This window comes from Luteolibacter luteus (genome assembly GCF_012913485.1).
Classification (GTDB): Bacteria; Verrucomicrobiota; Verrucomicrobiia; order Verrucomicrobiales; family Akkermansiaceae; genus Haloferula; species Haloferula lutea.
Genome location: NZ_CP051774.1, coordinates 5,615,989 through 5,633,609, shown reverse-complemented (window position 1 = coordinate 5,633,609; position 17,621 = coordinate 5,615,989). Strand labels below are relative to the sequence as shown.

General features: G+C 60.8%; 14 protein-coding genes. 11 read left to right on the top strand and 3 right to left on the bottom strand.

All coding sequences use genetic code 11. From position 1 onward, the window contains the following. Positions 1-23: 23 nt before the first annotated feature. From hisH to HHL09_RS23225, 7 genes are all read left to right on the top strand, one after another. On the top strand, positions 24-647 hold the full coding sequence (gene hisH, locus HHL09_RS23255) for an imidazole glycerol phosphate synthase subunit HisH (protein WP_169457062.1): 624 nt from the start codon (positions 24-26) through the stop codon (positions 645-647). A 407-nt stretch (positions 648-1,054) separates the two neighbouring features. Then, positions 1,055-2,497 (top strand): hypothetical protein, encoded by a 1,443-nt coding sequence (locus HHL09_RS23250; protein WP_169457061.1) that lies wholly within the window; start codon positions 1,055-1,057, stop codon positions 2,495-2,497. A 96-nt stretch (positions 2,498-2,593) separates the two neighbouring features. Further along, positions 2,594-4,027: a hypothetical protein gene (locus tag HHL09_RS23245; protein WP_169457060.1), complete on the top strand. Its 1,434-nt coding sequence runs from the start codon at positions 2,594-2,596 to the stop codon at positions 4,025-4,027. A gap of 67 nt (positions 4,028-4,094) precedes the next feature. After that, the gene (locus HHL09_RS23240; RefSeq protein ID WP_169457059.1) at positions 4,095-5,243 is read left to right on the top strand and encodes a XylR family transcriptional regulator; all 1,149 of its coding nucleotides are present in this window, start codon (positions 4,095-4,097) and stop codon (positions 5,241-5,243) included. Between the two features lie 523 nt (positions 5,244-5,766). Then, on the top strand, positions 5,767-7,275 hold the full coding sequence (locus tag HHL09_RS23235) for a S10 family peptidase (protein WP_169457058.1): 1,509 nt from the start codon (positions 5,767-5,769) through the stop codon (positions 7,273-7,275). Position 7,276: 1 nt separating this feature from the next. Then, a complete protein-coding gene (locus tag HHL09_RS23230; RefSeq protein ID WP_169457057.1) occupies positions 7,277-7,678 on the top strand; it encodes a DUF4870 domain-containing protein in 402 nt (133 codons plus the stop codon). A gap of 138 nt (positions 7,679-7,816) precedes the next feature. Continuing rightward, complete coding sequence (locus HHL09_RS23225) at positions 7,817-9,040, top strand: alginate export family protein (RefSeq protein WP_169457056.1); 1,224 nt, start codon at positions 7,817-7,819, stop codon at positions 9,038-9,040. A gap of 92 nt (positions 9,041-9,132) precedes the next feature. Here the strand turns inward: HHL09_RS23225 and HHL09_RS23220 are convergent, their stop codons facing one another. Beyond that, on the bottom strand, positions 9,133-10,050 hold the full coding sequence (locus HHL09_RS23220) for a LysR family transcriptional regulator (RefSeq protein ID WP_169457055.1): 918 nt from the start codon (positions 10,048-10,050) through the stop codon (positions 9,133-9,135). Positions 10,051-10,141: 91 nt separating this feature from the next. On the opposite strand from HHL09_RS23220, the gene HHL09_RS23215 reads away from it, so the two are divergent. From HHL09_RS23215 to HHL09_RS23205, 3 genes are all read left to right on the top strand, one after another. Continuing rightward, on the top strand, positions 10,142-11,182 hold the full coding sequence (locus HHL09_RS23215; protein ID WP_169457054.1) for a CmpA/NrtA family ABC transporter substrate-binding protein: 1,041 nt from the start codon (positions 10,142-10,144) through the stop codon (positions 11,180-11,182). Between the two features lie 152 nt (positions 11,183-11,334). Further along, positions 11,335-12,540: an MFS transporter gene (locus HHL09_RS23210; protein WP_169457053.1), complete on the top strand. Its 1,206-nt coding sequence runs from the start codon at positions 11,335-11,337 to the stop codon at positions 12,538-12,540. Positions 12,541-12,633: 93 nt separating this feature from the next. Beyond that, a complete protein-coding gene (locus HHL09_RS23205) occupies positions 12,634-14,268 on the top strand; it encodes a bifunctional protein-serine/threonine kinase/phosphatase (protein ID WP_169457052.1) in 1,635 nt (544 codons plus the stop codon). Here HHL09_RS23205 and HHL09_RS23200 read toward each other — a convergent pair. Together HHL09_RS23200 and HHL09_RS23195 are read right to left on the bottom strand one after the other, a co-directional pair. Further along, positions 14,265-15,422, bottom strand: a complete 1,158-nt coding sequence (locus HHL09_RS23200; RefSeq protein ID WP_169457051.1) for an MFS transporter — start codon at positions 15,420-15,422, stop codon at positions 14,265-14,267. The genes HHL09_RS23205 and HHL09_RS23200 overlap by 4 nt on opposite strands. After that, entirely contained in the window at positions 15,423-15,914 is a 492-nt protein-coding gene (locus HHL09_RS23195) for a TetR/AcrR family transcriptional regulator (protein WP_169457050.1), read from the bottom strand. Positions 15,915-16,252: 338 nt separating this feature from the next. Between HHL09_RS23195 and HHL09_RS23190 the strand changes: the two genes are divergently transcribed. Then, positions 16,253-17,542, top strand: a complete 1,290-nt coding sequence (locus HHL09_RS23190; RefSeq protein WP_169457049.1) for a CmpA/NrtA family ABC transporter substrate-binding protein — start codon at positions 16,253-16,255, stop codon at positions 17,540-17,542. Positions 17,543-17,621 lie beyond the last annotated feature (79 nt).

Sequence of the window (17,621 nt, the reverse complement as noted above, 5' to 3'; positions counted from 1 at the left end):
AAGAACTTTTGAGATCCCCGGCAATGATCGGCATCATTGATTATGGAGCGGGCAACTTGCGCAGCGTGGCGAACGCTGTGCAGGCCCTTGGCATCGAACCACGGCTGGTTTCCAAGCCGGAGCATCTGGAAGGCGTGAGCCATCTGATCCTCCCGGGCGTGGGTGCCTTCGGGGATTGCATGACAGAGCTGGACAAGCGCGGCTTGATCGAGGCGATCCGCTCCTGGGTGCTCGCAGGCAAGCCCTACTTCGGTATTTGCCTCGGCTACCAGATCCTCTTCGAAGAGAGCGAGGAAGAAGCAGGCATCCGCGGTCTCGGAATCTTCAAGGGCAAGGTGAAGCGCTTCACCGAAGATGGCCGCAAGATCCCGCACATGGGATGGAATGCTGCCGTCCCCAGCGATCCTGTGGACCCGATGTGGTCCGGCCTTGGCGGCGAGCCTTACTTCTATTTCGTGCACTCCTTTTTCCCGGAGCCCGCAGACCCGGCGATCGTCGCGATGCGGACCGAGTATGGCGAGAAGTTCGCCAGCGCGATCCGCTCGGGTGCCGTGGTGGCCACTCAATTCCACCCGGAGAAAAGCCAGCAGGCAGGCCTCCGGTTGCTAGGGAATTTCCTCGGCGCTGCCGTGCCCGCAACGGTGTGAGTTGACGCGGGCTTGTTACGCCTTGGAAAACGGCAACACCGTTCCCTCATATAGCCCTAGCTTGCCGCGAAGCGGCTACATGGGTCTTGATCAGGCACGACATGGAACCTCAACGAGGTTCCCTCGGTTCGCCCCGTTCTTCCGCCCCCGCGAAAGAACTCGAAGTGGCAGTAGAAAGGTCCCTCCCGCAGGTGCGAACCTCATCGCCTATGATCGAAACACTCGCGGATCCACCGGCCATCACACAGCCGAATAATTCTCCCTCTCGAGGTCCGCGGACCCTTCGCCTCCGCCTGTTATTTTCCCTGTTTTAACAGGCATAACAGGCTGTGGAAAACAGCCTCCTGCCCGCCCCTCCGGGCCAACCTTGCTTGCCTCCGGAACCTCACTCACGCTAACTATCCAGCATGGCGAAATACCGGCCCTCGAAACGCTTCCTCCTCGCGATGGGCGGGATGTTGCCGCTTGGAGCCGCCCTCGTTTTCGGCTTGCTGCCGGATCTCGGCGTCATCGCTGCGCCTCCGATTCCCGGGGTGATTGTCTTCCCGGAAACGCGCCTCGCGGACCAAGCGCCTTCCTCCACCAAGTTTCTCGCCACCCGGGCCCGTCTGGCCGCGGATTGGATGGAAGACCGGCAGTGGGATCTCCTCTCTTGGGATCGCAATCCTTGGAAAAGGCCGAGGCCGCAGGGATTCGGCGAGCATTATTTCGAACTCCAGAAATCCACCCGCCCCTCCGACCAAGCGGCCTTCGCCTCTATCAACCTCTGGACCGGCCCGCTCTATGCGCAAATCCGCCGGCGTTATCCAGAGCTCGCCGTGCCGCTGAAATCCGTTCCAGATGCGAGCAATGGCTTCCTCAAGTGGTTGGAGCTTTCAGAGCGAGTGAAGGCCGATCCCTCCAAGGACCTCAGCTTTCCCGCCAGCCTGCGTAGCTATCTCGATAACTCGGGTCCATGGAACCCTGCGGACGCGAAGGCATGGCTCGCTTCCGAGAAAGCAAAGGTCGATGAAGTCCGGGCCATCGGACTCCTGACCGAACAATCGATCGCGGGCATCGAGATCGGGCGCTATAGCTTCATCGGAGCCCGTCATGCCAAGAACTGCGCGGAGGCATTGCTCCTCGAAGCCCGGCTGGCAGCGGAGTCCGGTGACACGGCCACCGCACTGGAGTGCGTCCGGGCTGCGAGAGGCCTGGCCGATCACTTCGACAAGGTTGAGACACCGAGCCTTCTAGGCATCACCGTCTACATCCTGCTGAACTTGGAACTGCAGAAGCAGGTCCTTTCCCAAATCATCCCCGCTCTGCCATCCGGTCAGCTTGATCCTCAGGCATGGGAGGACGCCGTCCGTCCCGAAGTGGTGCCGCCTTCCGATTTCTCCCGGATCATGAAGGGAGAGTGGAATGTCTGCATCCGCCAATACCTCGTGCCCGTCCTCTGCGATGCCGATGACCCTCACTACCCCGGGGATCCGGAGACCTTGGTGGATTTCTACAGCTCCCGGTTTGTCGATGTGATGAAAGCCTACGACCGGAGAAGCATGCCGGACTGGATCACGATTGCAGCACCACCGCTTCGCGACAGCAGTCATCTCTCCCGGCAGAGCCGGAATTTGTGTGCGATCATGTTCGTGGGTGAAGCAGCCTGGTGCAAAGGCATGCTGCGCGCCCAATACGTCATGGGAATGAATTCCGCCGCCTTCGCCATCATGAAAGGCGAGGCAATCCCCAGGGATCCCATCCATGGCCTGCCCTATGTATGGGATCCCGCATCCCGGAAGCTCAGCGCTCCTCCCGATCCCGCCTTCGCGGAGATGAAGGTTGAGCCTGTCACCGTCCCCGCGCCTTGAGCACAGCACCACTCCACTCTTGAAGCTGAGACGCTGATCAGGGATTTACTGTCGGATAAAGTGAAACACCGCTCCTCCCGAAAGCTGGTCTTTTTCATGCTCGCCGCAGTACCGGCGGGGATCGGACTGTTCTTCGCGCTGCTGCCGAAACTGGCAGCCCTCAGCTCGGCCAAGTCTCCGGGAGACATCCGATTCGCCGCAATCCGCCCGATCGACTTGCCCGAAGGAGAAAGGAAATCAGGCCGTTCCCCGGGCGGTGTCAGCTGGTCCTTGGATTGGCTGCAAGGTCGCGTCGACGACCTCATGGCATGGGAGCACAATCCTTGGAAACGCCCGAAGCCAAAGGGATTCGGCCAGCACTTCTTTGATCTCCTCTATTCAAAGGACCCTGCCGACCAAGCCAAGGCTGCGGCTCTGCGTAAAAAGGCACAGGACCTCTACAAGCGCGTCTTGGAGCGCTATCCGGAATTCATCGTGGAGATGCGAAACGTGGCCCCGGAGCGAAATGGCTTCCTGAAATGGCTGGAGCTTTCCGAACGCTTCCAAGCCGATCCATCGCGCCCCGAAAAGGATGGTGCGAAGACCTTGGGAATGCCCGAAGGCCTCCGGCAATTCCTCGCCGGCAAGGGCCCATGGAACGCCGCGGAAGCACGGGCTTGGCTGGCGACGGAGAAGGCCTTTCTCGAAGAGCTCCGCACTATCAGTCTCTTGCCCGAGCGCTCGGTCTCCGGGATCGACGTGCACCGCTACAGCTTCATCAACATGCGCCTCGCAAAGGAATGCGGCGAGATGCTGATGCTCGAAGCGTGCCTGGCCGCTGAAGATGGCAATACCGCCGGAGCCCTCGAAGCCGTGCAGGCGGCAAAAGGCCTGGCCGACCATTTGGGCAAGGTGGAAACGCCATCCTTGATCGCGGTGACCGTGCAGCTCCTGCTGGAATTCCAAATCCGGAGCTACACCATGGCCCATGTCATTCCTTCCCTGCCGGAGGGCCAATTCGAGCCAGAGGTCTGGGAGAAGGCCATCCAAGCGGATCCTGTCCCTCCCGAGGACTTTGTCCGGATCATCAAAGGAGAATGGAACCTCGGTTCGCAGGAGTTTCTCCTTCCGATCCTCAGCGATTTGGAGGACCCGAAATACCCGCAGGATCCCGAGGCGGTGATCGATTACCACGCAAGCAATAGCATCGCCCTGCTGAAGGCCTATGAGGGTAAGAGCAACCTTCAGGACTGGAACACCGTGACTCCTCCGCCACTGGCGGACATGAGCCATCTTTCGCGATCCAGCAAGGACGTCACTGAGATGATGTTTGTCGGATGGCGCGCTTGGGCAAACGGCTTGGAGCGATCCCAGCACTCCATGGGAATGACCCGGGCCGCCTTTGCGATCATGAGAGGCGAGGCCCCGCCGGTCGATCCGGTGCGCGGTCTCCCCTACGTCTGGAATCCCGCCACACGTGAGCTATCCCTGCCTGCGGATCCATCCTTCGATCAGGTGAAGCTAAAGCCAGTCACTGTTCCCGCGCGCTGACGCACACGGCCTTTTCTGAATTCCTATTTCCTCGTCACCATCGGCCGGCAAGCTTAGGCAATCCCTCGTGCGGCACGTCGCGGTCATCGTTGAAACCTCCACCCAGTACGGGCGAAATCTGATCCGGGGCATCGCCCGTTTCGGGCGCCTGCACGATTGGCAGATCCATTTCGAGTATCGGGGAAAGAGTGCCGCGGAGCCGGATTGGCTGGCGGACTTCAAGGGCGATGGCGTGATCACCACCAGCCCGGACCAGAAGCACTCGCGGAACCTGCGCAAGCAAGGCATGCCGGTCTTCGACCTTCAGAGCACCTTGCTCGATCCCGCAGGCGAGCACCTGATCGTGGACAGCGATCACCGCGCCGTGGGCCGCATGGCTGCGGAACACTTCATCGAGAAAGGCCACCGCCACTTCGCCTTCCTCGGCTACAGCGACCACAACGTGTCGCGGGAGCGGGAGATCGGCTTCACCGAGGCGCTCGCAGCCCGCGGACTGAAGCCGCTTTGCCACCACACGCCGGAGCGCAAGGCCCGCACTTTCGAAACGCTGCAGCGCGGGGATGAAGGCTTTATCGCCTCGCTGCCGAAGCCCTGCGCGCTTTTCTGCTGCTGGGATGAAGTGGCCTTCCGCGCGGTGCAGTCCGCCCTTGAGCAAAAGATCGCCGTGCCGGAAGACTTGGCAGTGCTGGGCGTGGATAATGACCCGGTCTTCTCCAGCACCTCGCGCATCCCGCTTTCAAGCATCGATCCGGATATCATCCGCATGGGCTTCCTCGCCGCCTCATGGCTGGCCGAACTCATGGAGGGCAAGGAACTCAAGCAGGTCAAGCTGGAGCGCCTGGTGCCGCCGAAGGGCCTCGTGATCCGCCAATCCACCGCGCTGGATGCGATCGAGGATCCGGTGGTGCGGCGCTTTCTGGAGCTGCTCCGCCAGCAGCGCCCCGGTATGCTGACCATCGAGGAGCTGTCCCGAGAATGCCATGTTTCCCGGCGTCTGTTAGAGCAGCGAGTGAAGTCCGCCACCGGCAAAACCCCGCGCCAGCTTTTGAGCCAGACCTTGGTGGACGCGATCCAACGCTTCCTTTCGCAGACGGATTATACGCTGGCTCATATCGCGGAACTCCTGGGCTTCGAGCACGCGGAGAGACTGAGTCATCTTTTTCGCAGACAGACGTCGATGACGCCCGGCGAATACCGTAAATCCACCGGTGCGTAGCCCGTTTCCGAGTTTCGCAAAATCGCAAGGCGGGTTCCCGTCTTCATAATGCATGGCAAGAGTGTTCAGGTTACTTTGACGTCACCCGTTGGGAGCGCCCCTCCCGAAACCGACCTCAAAAAGACCTTAAAACCACCAAAGCCATGTCCGTTCCTTCAGCCATCTCTTTCCCGGTGAACACTGGTTCCACGCAGCAAAACGGCCCTCGCCGCTAAGCTCGCCCGATACTTTCCAAGGCGCCGGCCCTTCCCTTGAGGGCCGGCGTTTTTTTGTGCCCGGACGACATCCGCCTCACTTCCCGGAGCAAAGTTTGAGGTCCGCAGATTTTCGCAAACTACCGCTTGCCCGAATTTGACGAGAACTGCGACGGATTCGGTCAATGAATGGAGGAAGCGCGGGGTAACCCGCCACATCTCGTTATTTATCCCCCGGATAGCCGGACCATGGTGCCTATCCAGACGGACTTTCCCGCCCTTCCTGCCTTCTCGACAAGCCGCGGGGACCTTCTAACGTCTGCTCCGATATGCGCCCATCACTCCTTCTGCTCGCCCTCTTCACCGGCCTGGCCGCCGCCCAGGAAAAACCCGCGCCGGAGGCCAAGCCCGAGCCGCCCAAGGAAGAAAAGAAGGAGGAGAAGAAGTCCAAACCGGTCACCAAGGACGGCTCCGTGATCATCGACGGGAAGAAGATCGATTATCAGGTCACCACGGCGAAGCTCACGCTGGAAAAAGATGACGGCACGCCACGCGCCTCTGTCTTCCACGTCAGCTACGTGAAGAAAAACGGCGGGGATTTCTCCAAGCGCCCCGTGCTCTTCGCCTTCAACGGCGGCCCCGGCTCCTCCGCAGTCTGGCTCCACCTCGGCACCCTCGGTCCGAAGCGGGTCGAACTGCCGGGTGACGGAACCACGGCCCCCAAACCGCCTGCGCGTCTCGTGCCGAATGAATTCTCGATCCTCGACGTGACCGACCTGGTGTTCGTTGACCCGGTTTCCACCGGCTACAGCCGCCTCGAAAAGGATGGCAAGGCAGAGGAATTCCACGGGGTGGAGGGCGATGTGGAGTCGATGGGTGATTTCATCCGCCGCTGGGTCACCGAAAACAACCGCTGGAACTCCCCGAAGTATCTGCTGGGCGAATCCTACGGCGGCATCCGCGTGGCGGGACTTTCCTCGCAGTTGCAATCACGCTTCGGGATGTCGCTGAACGGTGTGGTCTTCCTTTCCTCGCTCCTCGATTTCCGCACGCTGAGTCCTTCGCAGGGCAATGACCTCGCCTTCCAAGTATACCTGCCGATCTACACGGCGGTGGCTCACTTCCACGGCAAGCTGAAGGGCGATCGCGATGCATTGGTGAAGCAAGCCCGCGAATTCGCCATGGGCGACTACACCGTGGCACTCCACGCCGGTCGCACGCTTGCTCCTGAAAAACGCCAGGCCGTCGCGGAAAAACTGGCCGCCCTCACGAGCCTTCCCGTGGACTTGGTCCTGTCCTGCGATCTTCGCATCGACCCAACGCGTTTCCGCGGTGAACTGCTGCGCAAGGAAGGCAAGGTGCTCGGCCGCTTCGACGCACGCGTGGCATGGCCTACCACGGATCCCTCGATGCCCTTCCCGGACTACGATCCATCCTTCTCCCTCGCACTGGGAGCCTACTCCACGACCATGCTTTCCTATCTGGGGAATGACTTGGGATGGAAGGAAGAATCTCCCTATGAAATCCTGACCGGCAAAGTGCAGCCTTGGCGAATGGGCAGTGGCAACGGCTATGCGAACATGGCCAGCCGCCTTTCCACGGCAATGCGTGACAATCCGCACCTGCGGGTCCTGGTGATGGGCGGGCACGCCGATTTGGCCACGCCTCCGGATGGCATCGCCTACTCCATCTCACACCTTTTTGATCTTCCGGAAAGCTCGCGGAAGAACATCACCTTCACCGAATATGAGGCGGGCCACATGTTCTACCTGAACCCGCCGGACCTCGCGAAGGGCCGGAAGGATCTCGTGGACTTCATTACGAGTGACGCGGGCTGAAATGCAGCCGCCTCCGCTCCCTCCCGGCCTGCCGCCACCAGCCTACCTCCGCCCATCGGGACCCAGCCCCGATGAGCGGACATTGGGAATGTTGTGCCACCTGTTAGGAATTTTCACCGGCTTTCTGGGTCCCTTGATCCTATGGCTGGTGAAGAAGGACAGCTCGCCGTTCGTGGATCACCACGGGAAGGAAGCGGTAAATTTCCAGATCAGCCTCTTTATAATCACCCTGTGTGTCTCCGTAGTCGCAGTAGGGCTGATGATCGTTTGGATCGGCTTCCTGCTGCTTCCTCTTCTCCTCCTGATTCCGCTGCTCGCTTTGATTTTCAAAATCCTCGCCTGCGCAAGCGCGAACCGCGGTGAGTGGCACCGCTATCCGATGTGCCTCCGGCTCATCCCGTAATTCACTTTGAATGAATGAGTCTCATTGCATGAGGCAATGAGCGGAACTCATTCGACCTGTGCGGATTTCGCACAGCGCTCGCAAGCCGGCGGAGGGCTCTTGGCAGGGCAGCGGCTTTCCTGCCACCCGCCTTACCAAATGAAACACCATACTGTTGCCTCCCTGCTGGCGCTCGCCGCCAGCACCGTCCTTGCCCAAGCTGGAACACCTGCGCCTTCTCCGGAGATCGCGACCGCTACGGAAGCACCATGGATCAAGCCGATCATCGACGTCCGCCTCCGCTATGAATTCGCGGACATCGATACCTTCGATCCTTCCCATGCGCTCACCATCCGCGAGCGGGTGGGTCTCAAGACAAAGGAGTTTCATGGTTTCTCCGCCCTCGTGGAAGGCGAGTTCACCCAGGCGATCATCGATGACTACCATGGTGGCGCCCCCGGCGTGGATCCCTTCGACCCCGCGAATTCGACGATCCCGGATCCGAAGAACGAAGAGCTGAACCAGGCCTACCTTCAATACAGCGGTTTCGACACGACTCTGAAGGCGGGCCGCCAACGGATCATCTATGACAATGCCGCATTCATCGGCAACGTGGGTTGGCGCCAGAACGAGCAAACCTACGATGCGATCTCGCTCACCAATACCTCCGTCCCCGGCCTGACCGTCAACTACGCCTACATCGATCAGGTGAACCGCATCTTCGGTGAGGACGCCACCGGCATCTTCGAGAACGCGCCTGCGGAGATCCATCTACTGAATGCGTCGTACGCCGGTATCAAGGGCCTGACCCTCGGCGGCTACATGTATCTGATGGAATTCGACGATGTGCCGTCCCAAGGCTGGGACAACGATACCTACGGCCTGAGCGCGAAGGGCGCGGTTGGCGGCGTCACGCTCTACGGTGAACTTGCCTACCAGGAAGACGCGGGTCCGCGAAATGATCAGGAAGGCCTCTACGCCCACGTCTATGCTACGAAAAACTTCTTCGAAACGCACGCCCTGACCGTCGGCATCGAGCACCTGGATGCCGGCGTCCAGACTCCGCTGGCCACGCTGCATGCCTTCAACGGCTTTGCCGACGCCACGGACGCGAGCCGCTTCAACGGCACGCACCCCGGCCTGACCGACACCTACGCCAGCTACACGTTGCCTATCTTCTGGGGCGTGAAGTGGATGAACGCCGTCCACTTCTTCGGCGACAACAGCATTAGCAACGATCTCGGCTTCGGCTTTGACTCCGTGCTCACGAAGAAATTCGACGATCACTTCACCGCGATCGCGAAGCTCGGCTACTTCGACAGCGAGGACCGGATCTATCTGGATACCACCCGCGCAAGCATCGAGCTGAACTACACGTTCTGATCCACGCCGGGTCGGGACACCATCTCAAAAGGAAAGCGCCGGGACGCACCCCGGCGCTTTCTTCGCGTCATCTACCATGAAAGAAAAAGGACTCAGTGGGTCCCGCCGAGTTCGCTGCCGACCATTTCGGCGATCCCGGCGAAGGTCTCTTCAATGAGGCTCAGCTTGCGGTCCGTATTGAAAAAGATCCCCCACTCGCGCTCGATCGGAGCACCGCTCACGGGAATCGCAATCAGCGAGCCGTCATCAAATTCACGCTTGGCGACCCATGGGGCCACGATCCCGACGCCGAGACCAATCTTGGCCATGCCCTTGATCGCTTCCATGTCCCCAAGGACGAGAGGAGCACGAGTACGGACTCCAAGCTCCTCGAAGTGTTCTTCGATCAAGCGATGCGTCTCGGTGCCGCGGGCATAGATGATGAACTGCACCTTTGAAAGATCATCAATATCCACCTCTCCGGTTTCGGCCCAAGGATGCATCGGAGAAACCGCAAAGGTCATGCGATCCCGGAAGATCGGACGATAGCCCTCGCCGGTTCCGGCACGAGGCCGCAAGCCGAGAATCAGGTCGAGCTCATGCTCCTCGATCCGATCGAGGAGCCGCGCGGTGTCATCCGCCTCGATGGTAGGTTCGCAGCGGGGAAAGCAATCGCGGAACTCGCGGAGAACGGTAGGCAGGAGAAATTGGCAGAGCGAATGCGGCGCTCCGATCCGGATGCGGCCTTGCCCCCAACGCTTCAAGCCATCGAGCTCGCGGCCGGCATCTTCCAGCTCGCCCAGCACCCGGCGGCAGCGGCGGAGGAAAACTTCGCCCTCCTCCGTGAGGATCGTCTTTTTCCCCAAGCGATCAAGCAGGCGGCAGCCAAGGCTATCTTCCAGCGCCTTCATGGAGTGGCTGATGGCTGACTGGGTCAGGAAGAGCTTCTTGGCGGCAAGCGTGAAGCTGCCTTCGTCGGCAACTGCCACGAATGCTCTCAGTTGGCGGAGATCAGGCAGCAGGTCAGTCATGAACGAATCTCATCGGAATTCGGAGCCTTGGACAGCAGGGGACATGCCAATGCCATACGTTTGGCATCCTTTAAGCTTCACCCCCGGAAACATGGACCACCACGTCGCCATCGAGACCCGCTCCCCCGTTCGCCTGGGCTTTGTTCCCTTGAATGATTGCGCACCGGTAGCGGTGGCCCACGAGTTGGGGCTCTTCAAAAGCTATGGGCTGAATGTGAAGCTCTCCCGCCAGCCGGGATGGGCCACCGTGCGCGACATGCTTTCCTATGGCGAGCTGGATGCCGCGCAATCCATCGCCGGGCTGGCCTTCTATCTCGCCCTCGGTCTGAGCAAGACCCGCCGGGAGATCGCGGTTCCGCTGGTACTCAGCGCACATGGAAATGCCATCACGCTCTCGCGGGAATTACCGCCGGAGTCGATCCGCAGTGGCGAAGGCTTGGCCGCCCATCTCTCCCATCGCTGGAAGAAGAGCCGTCCCTTCACCCTCGCGGCCGCCCATCGCTTCTCGTCCCACCATCTCCTGCTCCACGCTTGGCTGCGCCGCCACGGGATTGCTCCCGGGCGCGATGCGGAGATCGTCTTCCTTCCCCCTCCGCTCATGCCTAGGAATCTCGCGGCCGGTCACATCGACGGCTACTGCGTGGGTGAACCTTGGAACTCGGAGAGCATCCTCAGTGGCACGGGCTGGTGCCCCGCGACCTCTGCCGAACTTGCGACAGGTCATCCGGAAAAGGTGCTGCTGGTCACCGGAGAATTCGTGAACGAGCGCCGCGAAGACAGCATCGCCCTCGGGGCCGCCTTGCTCCACGCCTGCCGTGTTTGCCAGGATCCATCTTTCCGGAACGAGTTGATCTCCATCTTGGCCAAGCCGTCCTACACCGGCTGCTCGCCCGCGACCCTGCGGAATAGCCTCGGTCCCGTCTTTGATTCCGGCCGTGGAAATCTGGACGCGTCGGATTTCCACCTTTTCTACGGTGCCGACCTGAATTGCCCGACGGCAGACAAGGCCTCCTGGTTCCTTTCCGGAATGCGCGGCGCGGGTCTGCTGCCGGACACCACCGCAGCTCCCCTCACCCGCCTGTATCGCCAGGATCTTTTCCGCGCATCGGAAAAGATGTTGCTGCCTGCTTGAGGTTTCGCGACGAGCCCATCGAGGCCCGTCGCGTTCTCATGACAGGCGAGCCATTCACCCGATTCATCCTTCGCATGAGATTTCCGCCACCCCATTCATGCGAGTCCAGCGCGCCATGGTTTGACCGTTGCTATTGAGAAGTCGCACGTCCGATGAAACTCAGCGACCTCAAGTCATCCGGCCACTGGCCGACCCTGCTCACCGCATTTCTTTATTTCGACTTCTCGTTCATGGTCTGGACGCTCCTCGGAGCGCTCGGGCCCCAGATCGCGGAAAGCCTTCACCTCAGCGCTGGGCAAAAGGGCATCATGGTCGCGGTGCCGATCTTGGGCGGTGCCGTGCTTCGCCTCGCGCTCGGTCTGCTGGTCGATCGTATCGGGGCGAAGACCACGGGGATCATCGCCCAGCTTCTGGTCATGGCCTCGCTGACCTGCGGCTGGGTCTTCGGCCTGCAGAATTTCCAAGCCACGCTGGTCTTCGGCTTTACCCTCGGCATCGCCGGAGCGTCCTTCGCGGTGGCGCTGCCCCAGGCCGGACGCTGGTATCCACCCAACATGCAGGGCGTGGTGCTCGGACTCGCTGGAGCGGGAAATGTCGGTGTCGTGCTGGATAGCTTGATCGCCCCGCGACTTGCTTCGATTTTCGGTTGGCAGGCCGTCTTCGGCTTCGCCCTGATCCCGGCGGTGCTCACCTTCGCAGCCTACACGATCTTTTCCCGCGAGGCTCCCGGCACCGTGGCGAAGAAGAAGCTCTCCGACTACGTCCGCCTGCTGAAGGAAAAGGACGCTCACTGGTTCTGTTTCTACTACACGGTCTCCTTCGGCGGCTTCGTGGGCCTAGCCAGCTACTACAATCTCTACTTCCGCTCGGAGTTCGGACTCTCCGCAGTGAAGGCTGGTGACTTCGCGGCCATCTGCACCTGCGTGGGTGCGCTTGCCCGGCCCATCGGCGGTGCAATCTCAGACCGCGTCGGCGGGATCCGCTCGATGCTCATTCTTTACAGCGTCGCCGGCGGCTTGCTCCTTGTCGCTGCGGGTATCCACTCCTTCTGGCCGAATGTGGTCCTCTTTCTCGGGGTCAGCGCTGCTCTGGGCATGTGCAATGGATCGATCTTCCAGCTCCTCCCGCAGCGCTTCGGCAAGGACATGGGCGTGATGACCGGCCTGGTCGGTTGCGGTGGTGGCGTGGGTGGCTTCTATCTGGCGACCTCTTTGGGCCTCGCGAAGCAGAGTTTCGGATCCTGCGCGCTCGGCTTCATCGCTTTCTCGGTACTGTGCTTCGTCGCGGTGACCGGATTGGCCCTCGTGAAGACGCGCTGGCGGACCACTTGGGGTGCGATGGCTGACGCACGGATCTGACCGCCTCCGTCTGGCAATCGCAGGCCTTTTCTTGTCGCCAACCGACAACTACCGTTCTGCGGGCCGGAGGCTCCGCGCTCCCGGGACAAATACATGAAGATCCGCTCCACCTCCCACGCACTGCCCCGGGATGATGGACGCCCGTCTTCAGACGCGGTCTCGGTGACCACGTGGAATAGCGGCTTCATCGCGGCTCTGGCAGATGGCGCGGGCACGGCCGTGGCGGCACGAGAAGCAGCGGAGCATGCGGTCTCGATGATCGCCACGCACTACCGCAGCCACCCTCTCGGCTGGACCACCGGGAAGGCCCTGCGCGAGACAGTGCGCCTGATCAACCGGACCCTCTGGAATGAATCGAATGCCCGTTTTGGCAGGCCGGAGATGGTCTGCACCCTCGTGGTCGCACTCTATGACGAGGGCCTGCTAACCTACCTGGGCGTCGGCGACTCCCGCCTCTACCTCTTGCGGGGTGGCGAGTTCCAGTTGCTCACCCAGGATGACATCGATCCGGAAAACCCGCTGCGCCTAACCAAGGCGCTCGGCGCTGCTGAAACACTGGTCGCCACCACGGCTAAGATCTCTCTAGAACAAGGCGACGTACTCTTTCTTTGCTCGGATGGCATTCACCACCACCTCTCCGATGAAGAGCTCAGGGAAAGCCTGCTCGCCGAGACAAGCGCCCGACACATCGCCAAGCGCGCGCGCAATGCATCACCCGATGAAACGCGCGACGACTGCGCGGCGATCCGCATCGAAGTGGAATCGCTCGGTTGGACCGAGAGACGCGAGGATCACCAACTTCCGATTCCGGAAAAACTCGCCTCCGGCCAAAAGCACGATGGCTGGAGCCTGCTCAGGTCCTTCGGCGCGAACGACCGCTGCTGGCTTGCCGAGCGGGAAGGTTGCCGCCAGGTGATGAAGTTCGCGCCGCTGGAAGCGATCGATCAACCGGCCATCACGCAGGCTTTCCTGAAGGAGACATGGAATGCGATTCGCTTCTCGAATGACCCGCCTTTCGTAAAAGCTTGGGAGAACCCGACACGATCCTCCCTCTATTACATCATGGAGTTCGTCGATGCTCCGGGCCTTGCGATGCTCCTCAAGCAGCGGCGGCTTCAGGTCGACGAAGCGGTGCAACTCGGCAACTTCCTCGTGGAAGCCGGGATGCGCCTCCTTCGGCACGACCTCGTGCATGGCGACATCAAGCCGGAGAACATCCTGATCGGATCGTCCTACGACTCGGTCTTCTTCAAGCTCATTGACCTTGGCTCCAGTTGCGAGGTCTTCTCCCATCACTCCCGGGCCGGTACCGCCAGCTATCTGGCGCCGGAGCGCTTCAAGAACGCGCCGATCAGCGAGCGAACGGAAATCTTCGCGATCGGCGTGACACTCTACGAAGCACTGACTGGAAGCTTGCCTTTCGGACAGATCGAGCGCTTCCAGACACCGGTCTTTCGCGATCCGAAAACACCCAGCGCGCTCAATCCACTGGTGCCCCCTTGGCTTGAAGCGATCATCCTGCGTGCCTGCTCGATCCAGCCGGAAGGCCGCTACTCGCACTTCAGCGAGCTGCTTTTCGACCTGACGAATCCGATGAAGGTGCGTCCATGGCATGCAGATCAGGCACCCTTGATCCAGAGGAACCCCGTGTTGTTCTGGAAGTGCATCGCGGTGTTCTTCGCCATCCTCAGCCTGATCCTTCTGATCCGTCTCGCTACCCTCCACTAGGATGAGCCGAGGCGGGAGAAACGCGCCACCGTGAGGATCATCAGGGCGAGCAGCCCGAAGGCCCCTGGCAGGCTCAGGTACTTCGCCACGAGGCCAATCGCCGCGGGCCCTGCGAGGACACCCGCATATCCCATGATACTGAGTGCGGAGATCGCCAGATCCACCGGCATCACCTTCTGACGGCCAGCCGCACTGAAGAGAACAGGCACCAAGGTTGCCGCCCCGAAACCAACGACCAGGAATCCGCCGGTCGCCAGCCAGGTCCAGGGCGCAAGCACCACCAAGCCGAGCCCCGCGGAAGCAAGGAGCGATCCGCCGAGCAAGACCTTCTTCCCGCCGAAGCGAGCAATCACCTGATCCCCGGCAAAGCGGGTCACGGTCATTGCCAGAGAGAAGATTACGAAGCCAATTCCCGCTCGCGCCTCTTCAACCCCGCGATTCTCTTTCAGGATCACCGCGCTCCAATCCAATAACGCACCTTCAATTAGGAAGACAATGAAGGTGAGCATGCCCATCAACAGCACGATTCCCCGAGGACGGACGAAGAAAGGCGTATCATTCGAAGAGCGGATCTTCAGCAAGCTCGGCACCACGAGTCCCAAGCTCGCCAGCAAGATTACCGACACCGCGACCGTGGCGACAAAGGGACGGACTCCCGCCGAGAGCAGTGCCGTCATCACCGCGGATCCGGCGAGGCCACCAAAGCTATAGAAGCCATGGAAATTCGACATCATTGGCCTTCCCGCGCGCCTCTCCACTTCAATGCCGTGGATGTTTGCCGCCACATCCACCGCTCCCAGCGAGGCACCAAGGAAGAACAAGGCAGCGGCCAATTCTCCTTCCGATGAGGCAATGGCAAGCAGCGGCAGGACGGCCGCGATGACCAGAGAGGCGACGGCAATCACCGGGCGGCTCCCCACTTTCGCGGCGACTCCTCCGGCCAGAGGCATCGCCATCACCGATCCGGCACCAAGGAAGAGGAGAAGAAGCCCCAAGCGCGCCTCATCCAGTTGGATCTGCTCTTTCGCATACGGCACCAAGGGAGCCCAACAGGCAATGCCCACGCCCGGAATAAGAAAGGAAAGCCGCGTCGCCAGCGTGGTTGAGGAACCAAGGGGTGCGACCTTTTCCGGGTCGGATAAAACGGAATTCATTCAGACAGATTTTTCGAGCAAGCGCCGGAAGGCAGACTCCAGTTCGGCAGTCTCCATGGGCTCATCTTCCAGCAAGGTGTGAAGCAGCAAACCCTCAATCAGGGCGTCGACGACCCGCGCCGTGGCTTCGTCCAGATATCGCGAAAGCGAGCCGCGGCTATTCCTCAGCCATCGGTTCATCAGCCTTCTCAGCCGCTGGTTCCGCACCGATCCAAGATAAAGTTCATACGCAAGGGTGAGTTGATCTCCAGAAGCCAGATACGCTGCCACCTCCGCGGCAAGGACACGCGGAAGCTCATTGGATGAGCGGGTCGCGGCCAATGCTCGCTCGAAATGATCCGAGCAACGGGTCACATAGAGGTCGAAGGCTTCCTCCGCCAGGTCGTCAAGGGAGGCGAAGTGATAGGTGATCGAGCCGAGCGGAACATCGGCCGCCGCTGCCACCTTGCGATGGCTTAGTCCGGCCAAGCCATCGCCCACGATCACGGACATCGCAATTTCCACGATCCGATCCCTTCGTCCGGGATCATGTCGCCGCTGTCGTTCGCTGCCTGCAACCATCGTTAAGAACAAATGTTCTTAACGAATCAGACCGTCAAGTGACGATCCATGAATTTCGCCCATGCCGCCTAAAATCCGGCCATCTTGTCGCACTCATGCCTGTATCGCATGCATCAAAATCAAGTGGATGAATCCGATGAATTTCGAGGCCCTGATTATGAAGGAACCTCAGTGGCAGCATGAGATTTCAACTCATCGGACACTTCGCCGGGTTGGCACGATGGCTCGCTGGCCGCTTTTCCAGAGGAGTTGCAAATCGTCTTCGTGCCATGAATCAAAACCACTCGTCGCTCTCCCGTCGCGCCTTCCTCGGCCACTCCACCAAAGCCACCGCCCTCGGTCTCCTCGCCTCCGGCCTGCCCACCGGATGGGCCGGTGCCCAGACGGCATCCGATGCGCCCGAAACTGCGAACGTCAACTTCGGCATCATCGCTCTCACCGATTGCTCGCCGATCATCATCGCGCATGAGAAGGGCCTTTTCAAAAAATACGGGATCAACTCGACGGTGACGAAGGGCGCGAGCTGGGCAGCGATCCGTGACTCGCTTGCCAATGGTGACATCCAGGCCACCCATATGCTCATCGGCATGCCCATCGCCTCCACCATGGGACTCGGCGGCGCCCCGAAGGTGCCGATGGTGATTCCATGGCTGCTCAATCGCAACGGTCAGTCAATCAGCCTCGCAAACTCGCTCAAAGGAAAGGTCGGCGCGGACCCGAAGGCGCTGAAGCCGCTCGTCGATGCGGCGAAAGCCGGCGGCAATCCGATGACCTTCGCGATGACTTTTCCTCCAGGCACGCATGCCATGTGGCTGCGCTATTGGCTGGCTGCCGGTGGCATCAATCCCGGCGATGCGGCCGGTGCCGGTGCGGACATTTCCCTCATCACCATCCCGCCGCCGCAGATGGTGGCGAACATGCAGGTGGGCAAGATGGATGGCTTCTGCGTGGGCGAGCCATGGAATGGCAAGGCCGTGGCCGATGGCATCGGCTTCACCGGCATCAATACCCAGGCAATCTGGAAGCACCACCCCGAGAAGGTCTGCGCCTTCACCGAAGATTTCGCGAACAAGAATCCGAAGACCGTGAAGGCCGTGCTCAAGGCGCTCCATGAAGCCAGCGTCTGGCTCGACAAGATGGAGAACCGCCCGGAGCAGGCAAAGATCGTAAGCGCCACCAGCTACATCAACTGCCCGCCCGAATCGATCCTCCAGCGGCTCCAGGGCAAGTACGACATGGGCGATGGCCGCAAGTTCCGCGATCCGGACTACATGATCTTCAGCGATCGCAACTGCAACTACCCGCAGCCGAAGTACTGCAAGTGGTGGCTCACGCAGCTCCGCCGCTGGGGCTTCACCACGGGAGCGCCGGACTATGAAGGCATCACCAGGCAAGTGATGCGCACCGATTTCTATGAGGAAGCGATGAAGGAGATCGGCTACACGCACGACGGCCTGAGCGATGCTTCCGAATCTTTCTTCGATGGCACCAAGTTCGACCCGAAGGCCGATCTCGAAGCCTTCGCAGCCTCCTTCGCCATCAAGACCCTCAAGGGCTAAACAGAAACATTCTACTGGTTGCGGATTCGGTTCCCCGCGGGCGGTCGTTGCCCGATCGCCCGCGGGTTTTGCCTCAGCT

Coding starts and splice junctions, on each gene's coding strand:
- HHL09_RS23225 (WP_169457056.1), top strand. CDS start 7,817: ATGAAACACCATACTGTTGCCTCCCTGCTGGCGCTCGCCGCCAGCACC.
- HHL09_RS23245 (WP_169457060.1), top strand. CDS start 2,594: ATGCTCGCCGCAGTACCGGCGGGGATCGGACTGTTCTTCGCGCTGCTG.
- HHL09_RS23230 (WP_169457057.1), top strand. CDS start 7,277: ATGCAGCCGCCTCCGCTCCCTCCCGGCCTGCCGCCACCAGCCTACCTC.
- HHL09_RS23235 (WP_169457058.1), top strand. CDS start 5,767: ATGCGCCCATCACTCCTTCTGCTCGCCCTCTTCACCGGCCTGGCCGCC.
- HHL09_RS23215 (WP_169457054.1), top strand. CDS start 10,142: ATGGACCACCACGTCGCCATCGAGACCCGCTCCCCCGTTCGCCTGGGC.
- HHL09_RS23210 (WP_169457053.1), top strand. CDS start 11,335: ATGAAACTCAGCGACCTCAAGTCATCCGGCCACTGGCCGACCCTGCTC.
- hisH (WP_169457062.1), top strand. CDS start 24: ATGATCGGCATCATTGATTATGGAGCGGGCAACTTGCGCAGCGTGGCG.
- HHL09_RS23190 (WP_169457049.1), top strand. CDS start 16,253: ATGAATCAAAACCACTCGTCGCTCTCCCGTCGCGCCTTCCTCGGCCAC.
- HHL09_RS23205 (WP_169457052.1), top strand. CDS start 12,634: ATGAAGATCCGCTCCACCTCCCACGCACTGCCCCGGGATGATGGACGC.
- HHL09_RS23200 (WP_169457051.1), bottom strand. CDS start 15,422: ATGAATTCCGTTTTATCCGACCCGGAAAAGGTCGCACCCCTTGGTTCC.
- HHL09_RS23250 (WP_169457061.1), top strand. CDS start 1,055: ATGGCGAAATACCGGCCCTCGAAACGCTTCCTCCTCGCGATGGGCGGG.
- HHL09_RS23195 (WP_169457050.1), bottom strand. CDS start 15,914: ATGTCCGTGATCGTGGGCGATGGCTTGGCCGGACTAAGCCATCGCAAG.
- HHL09_RS23220 (WP_169457055.1), bottom strand. CDS start 10,050: ATGACTGACCTGCTGCCTGATCTCCGCCAACTGAGAGCATTCGTGGCA.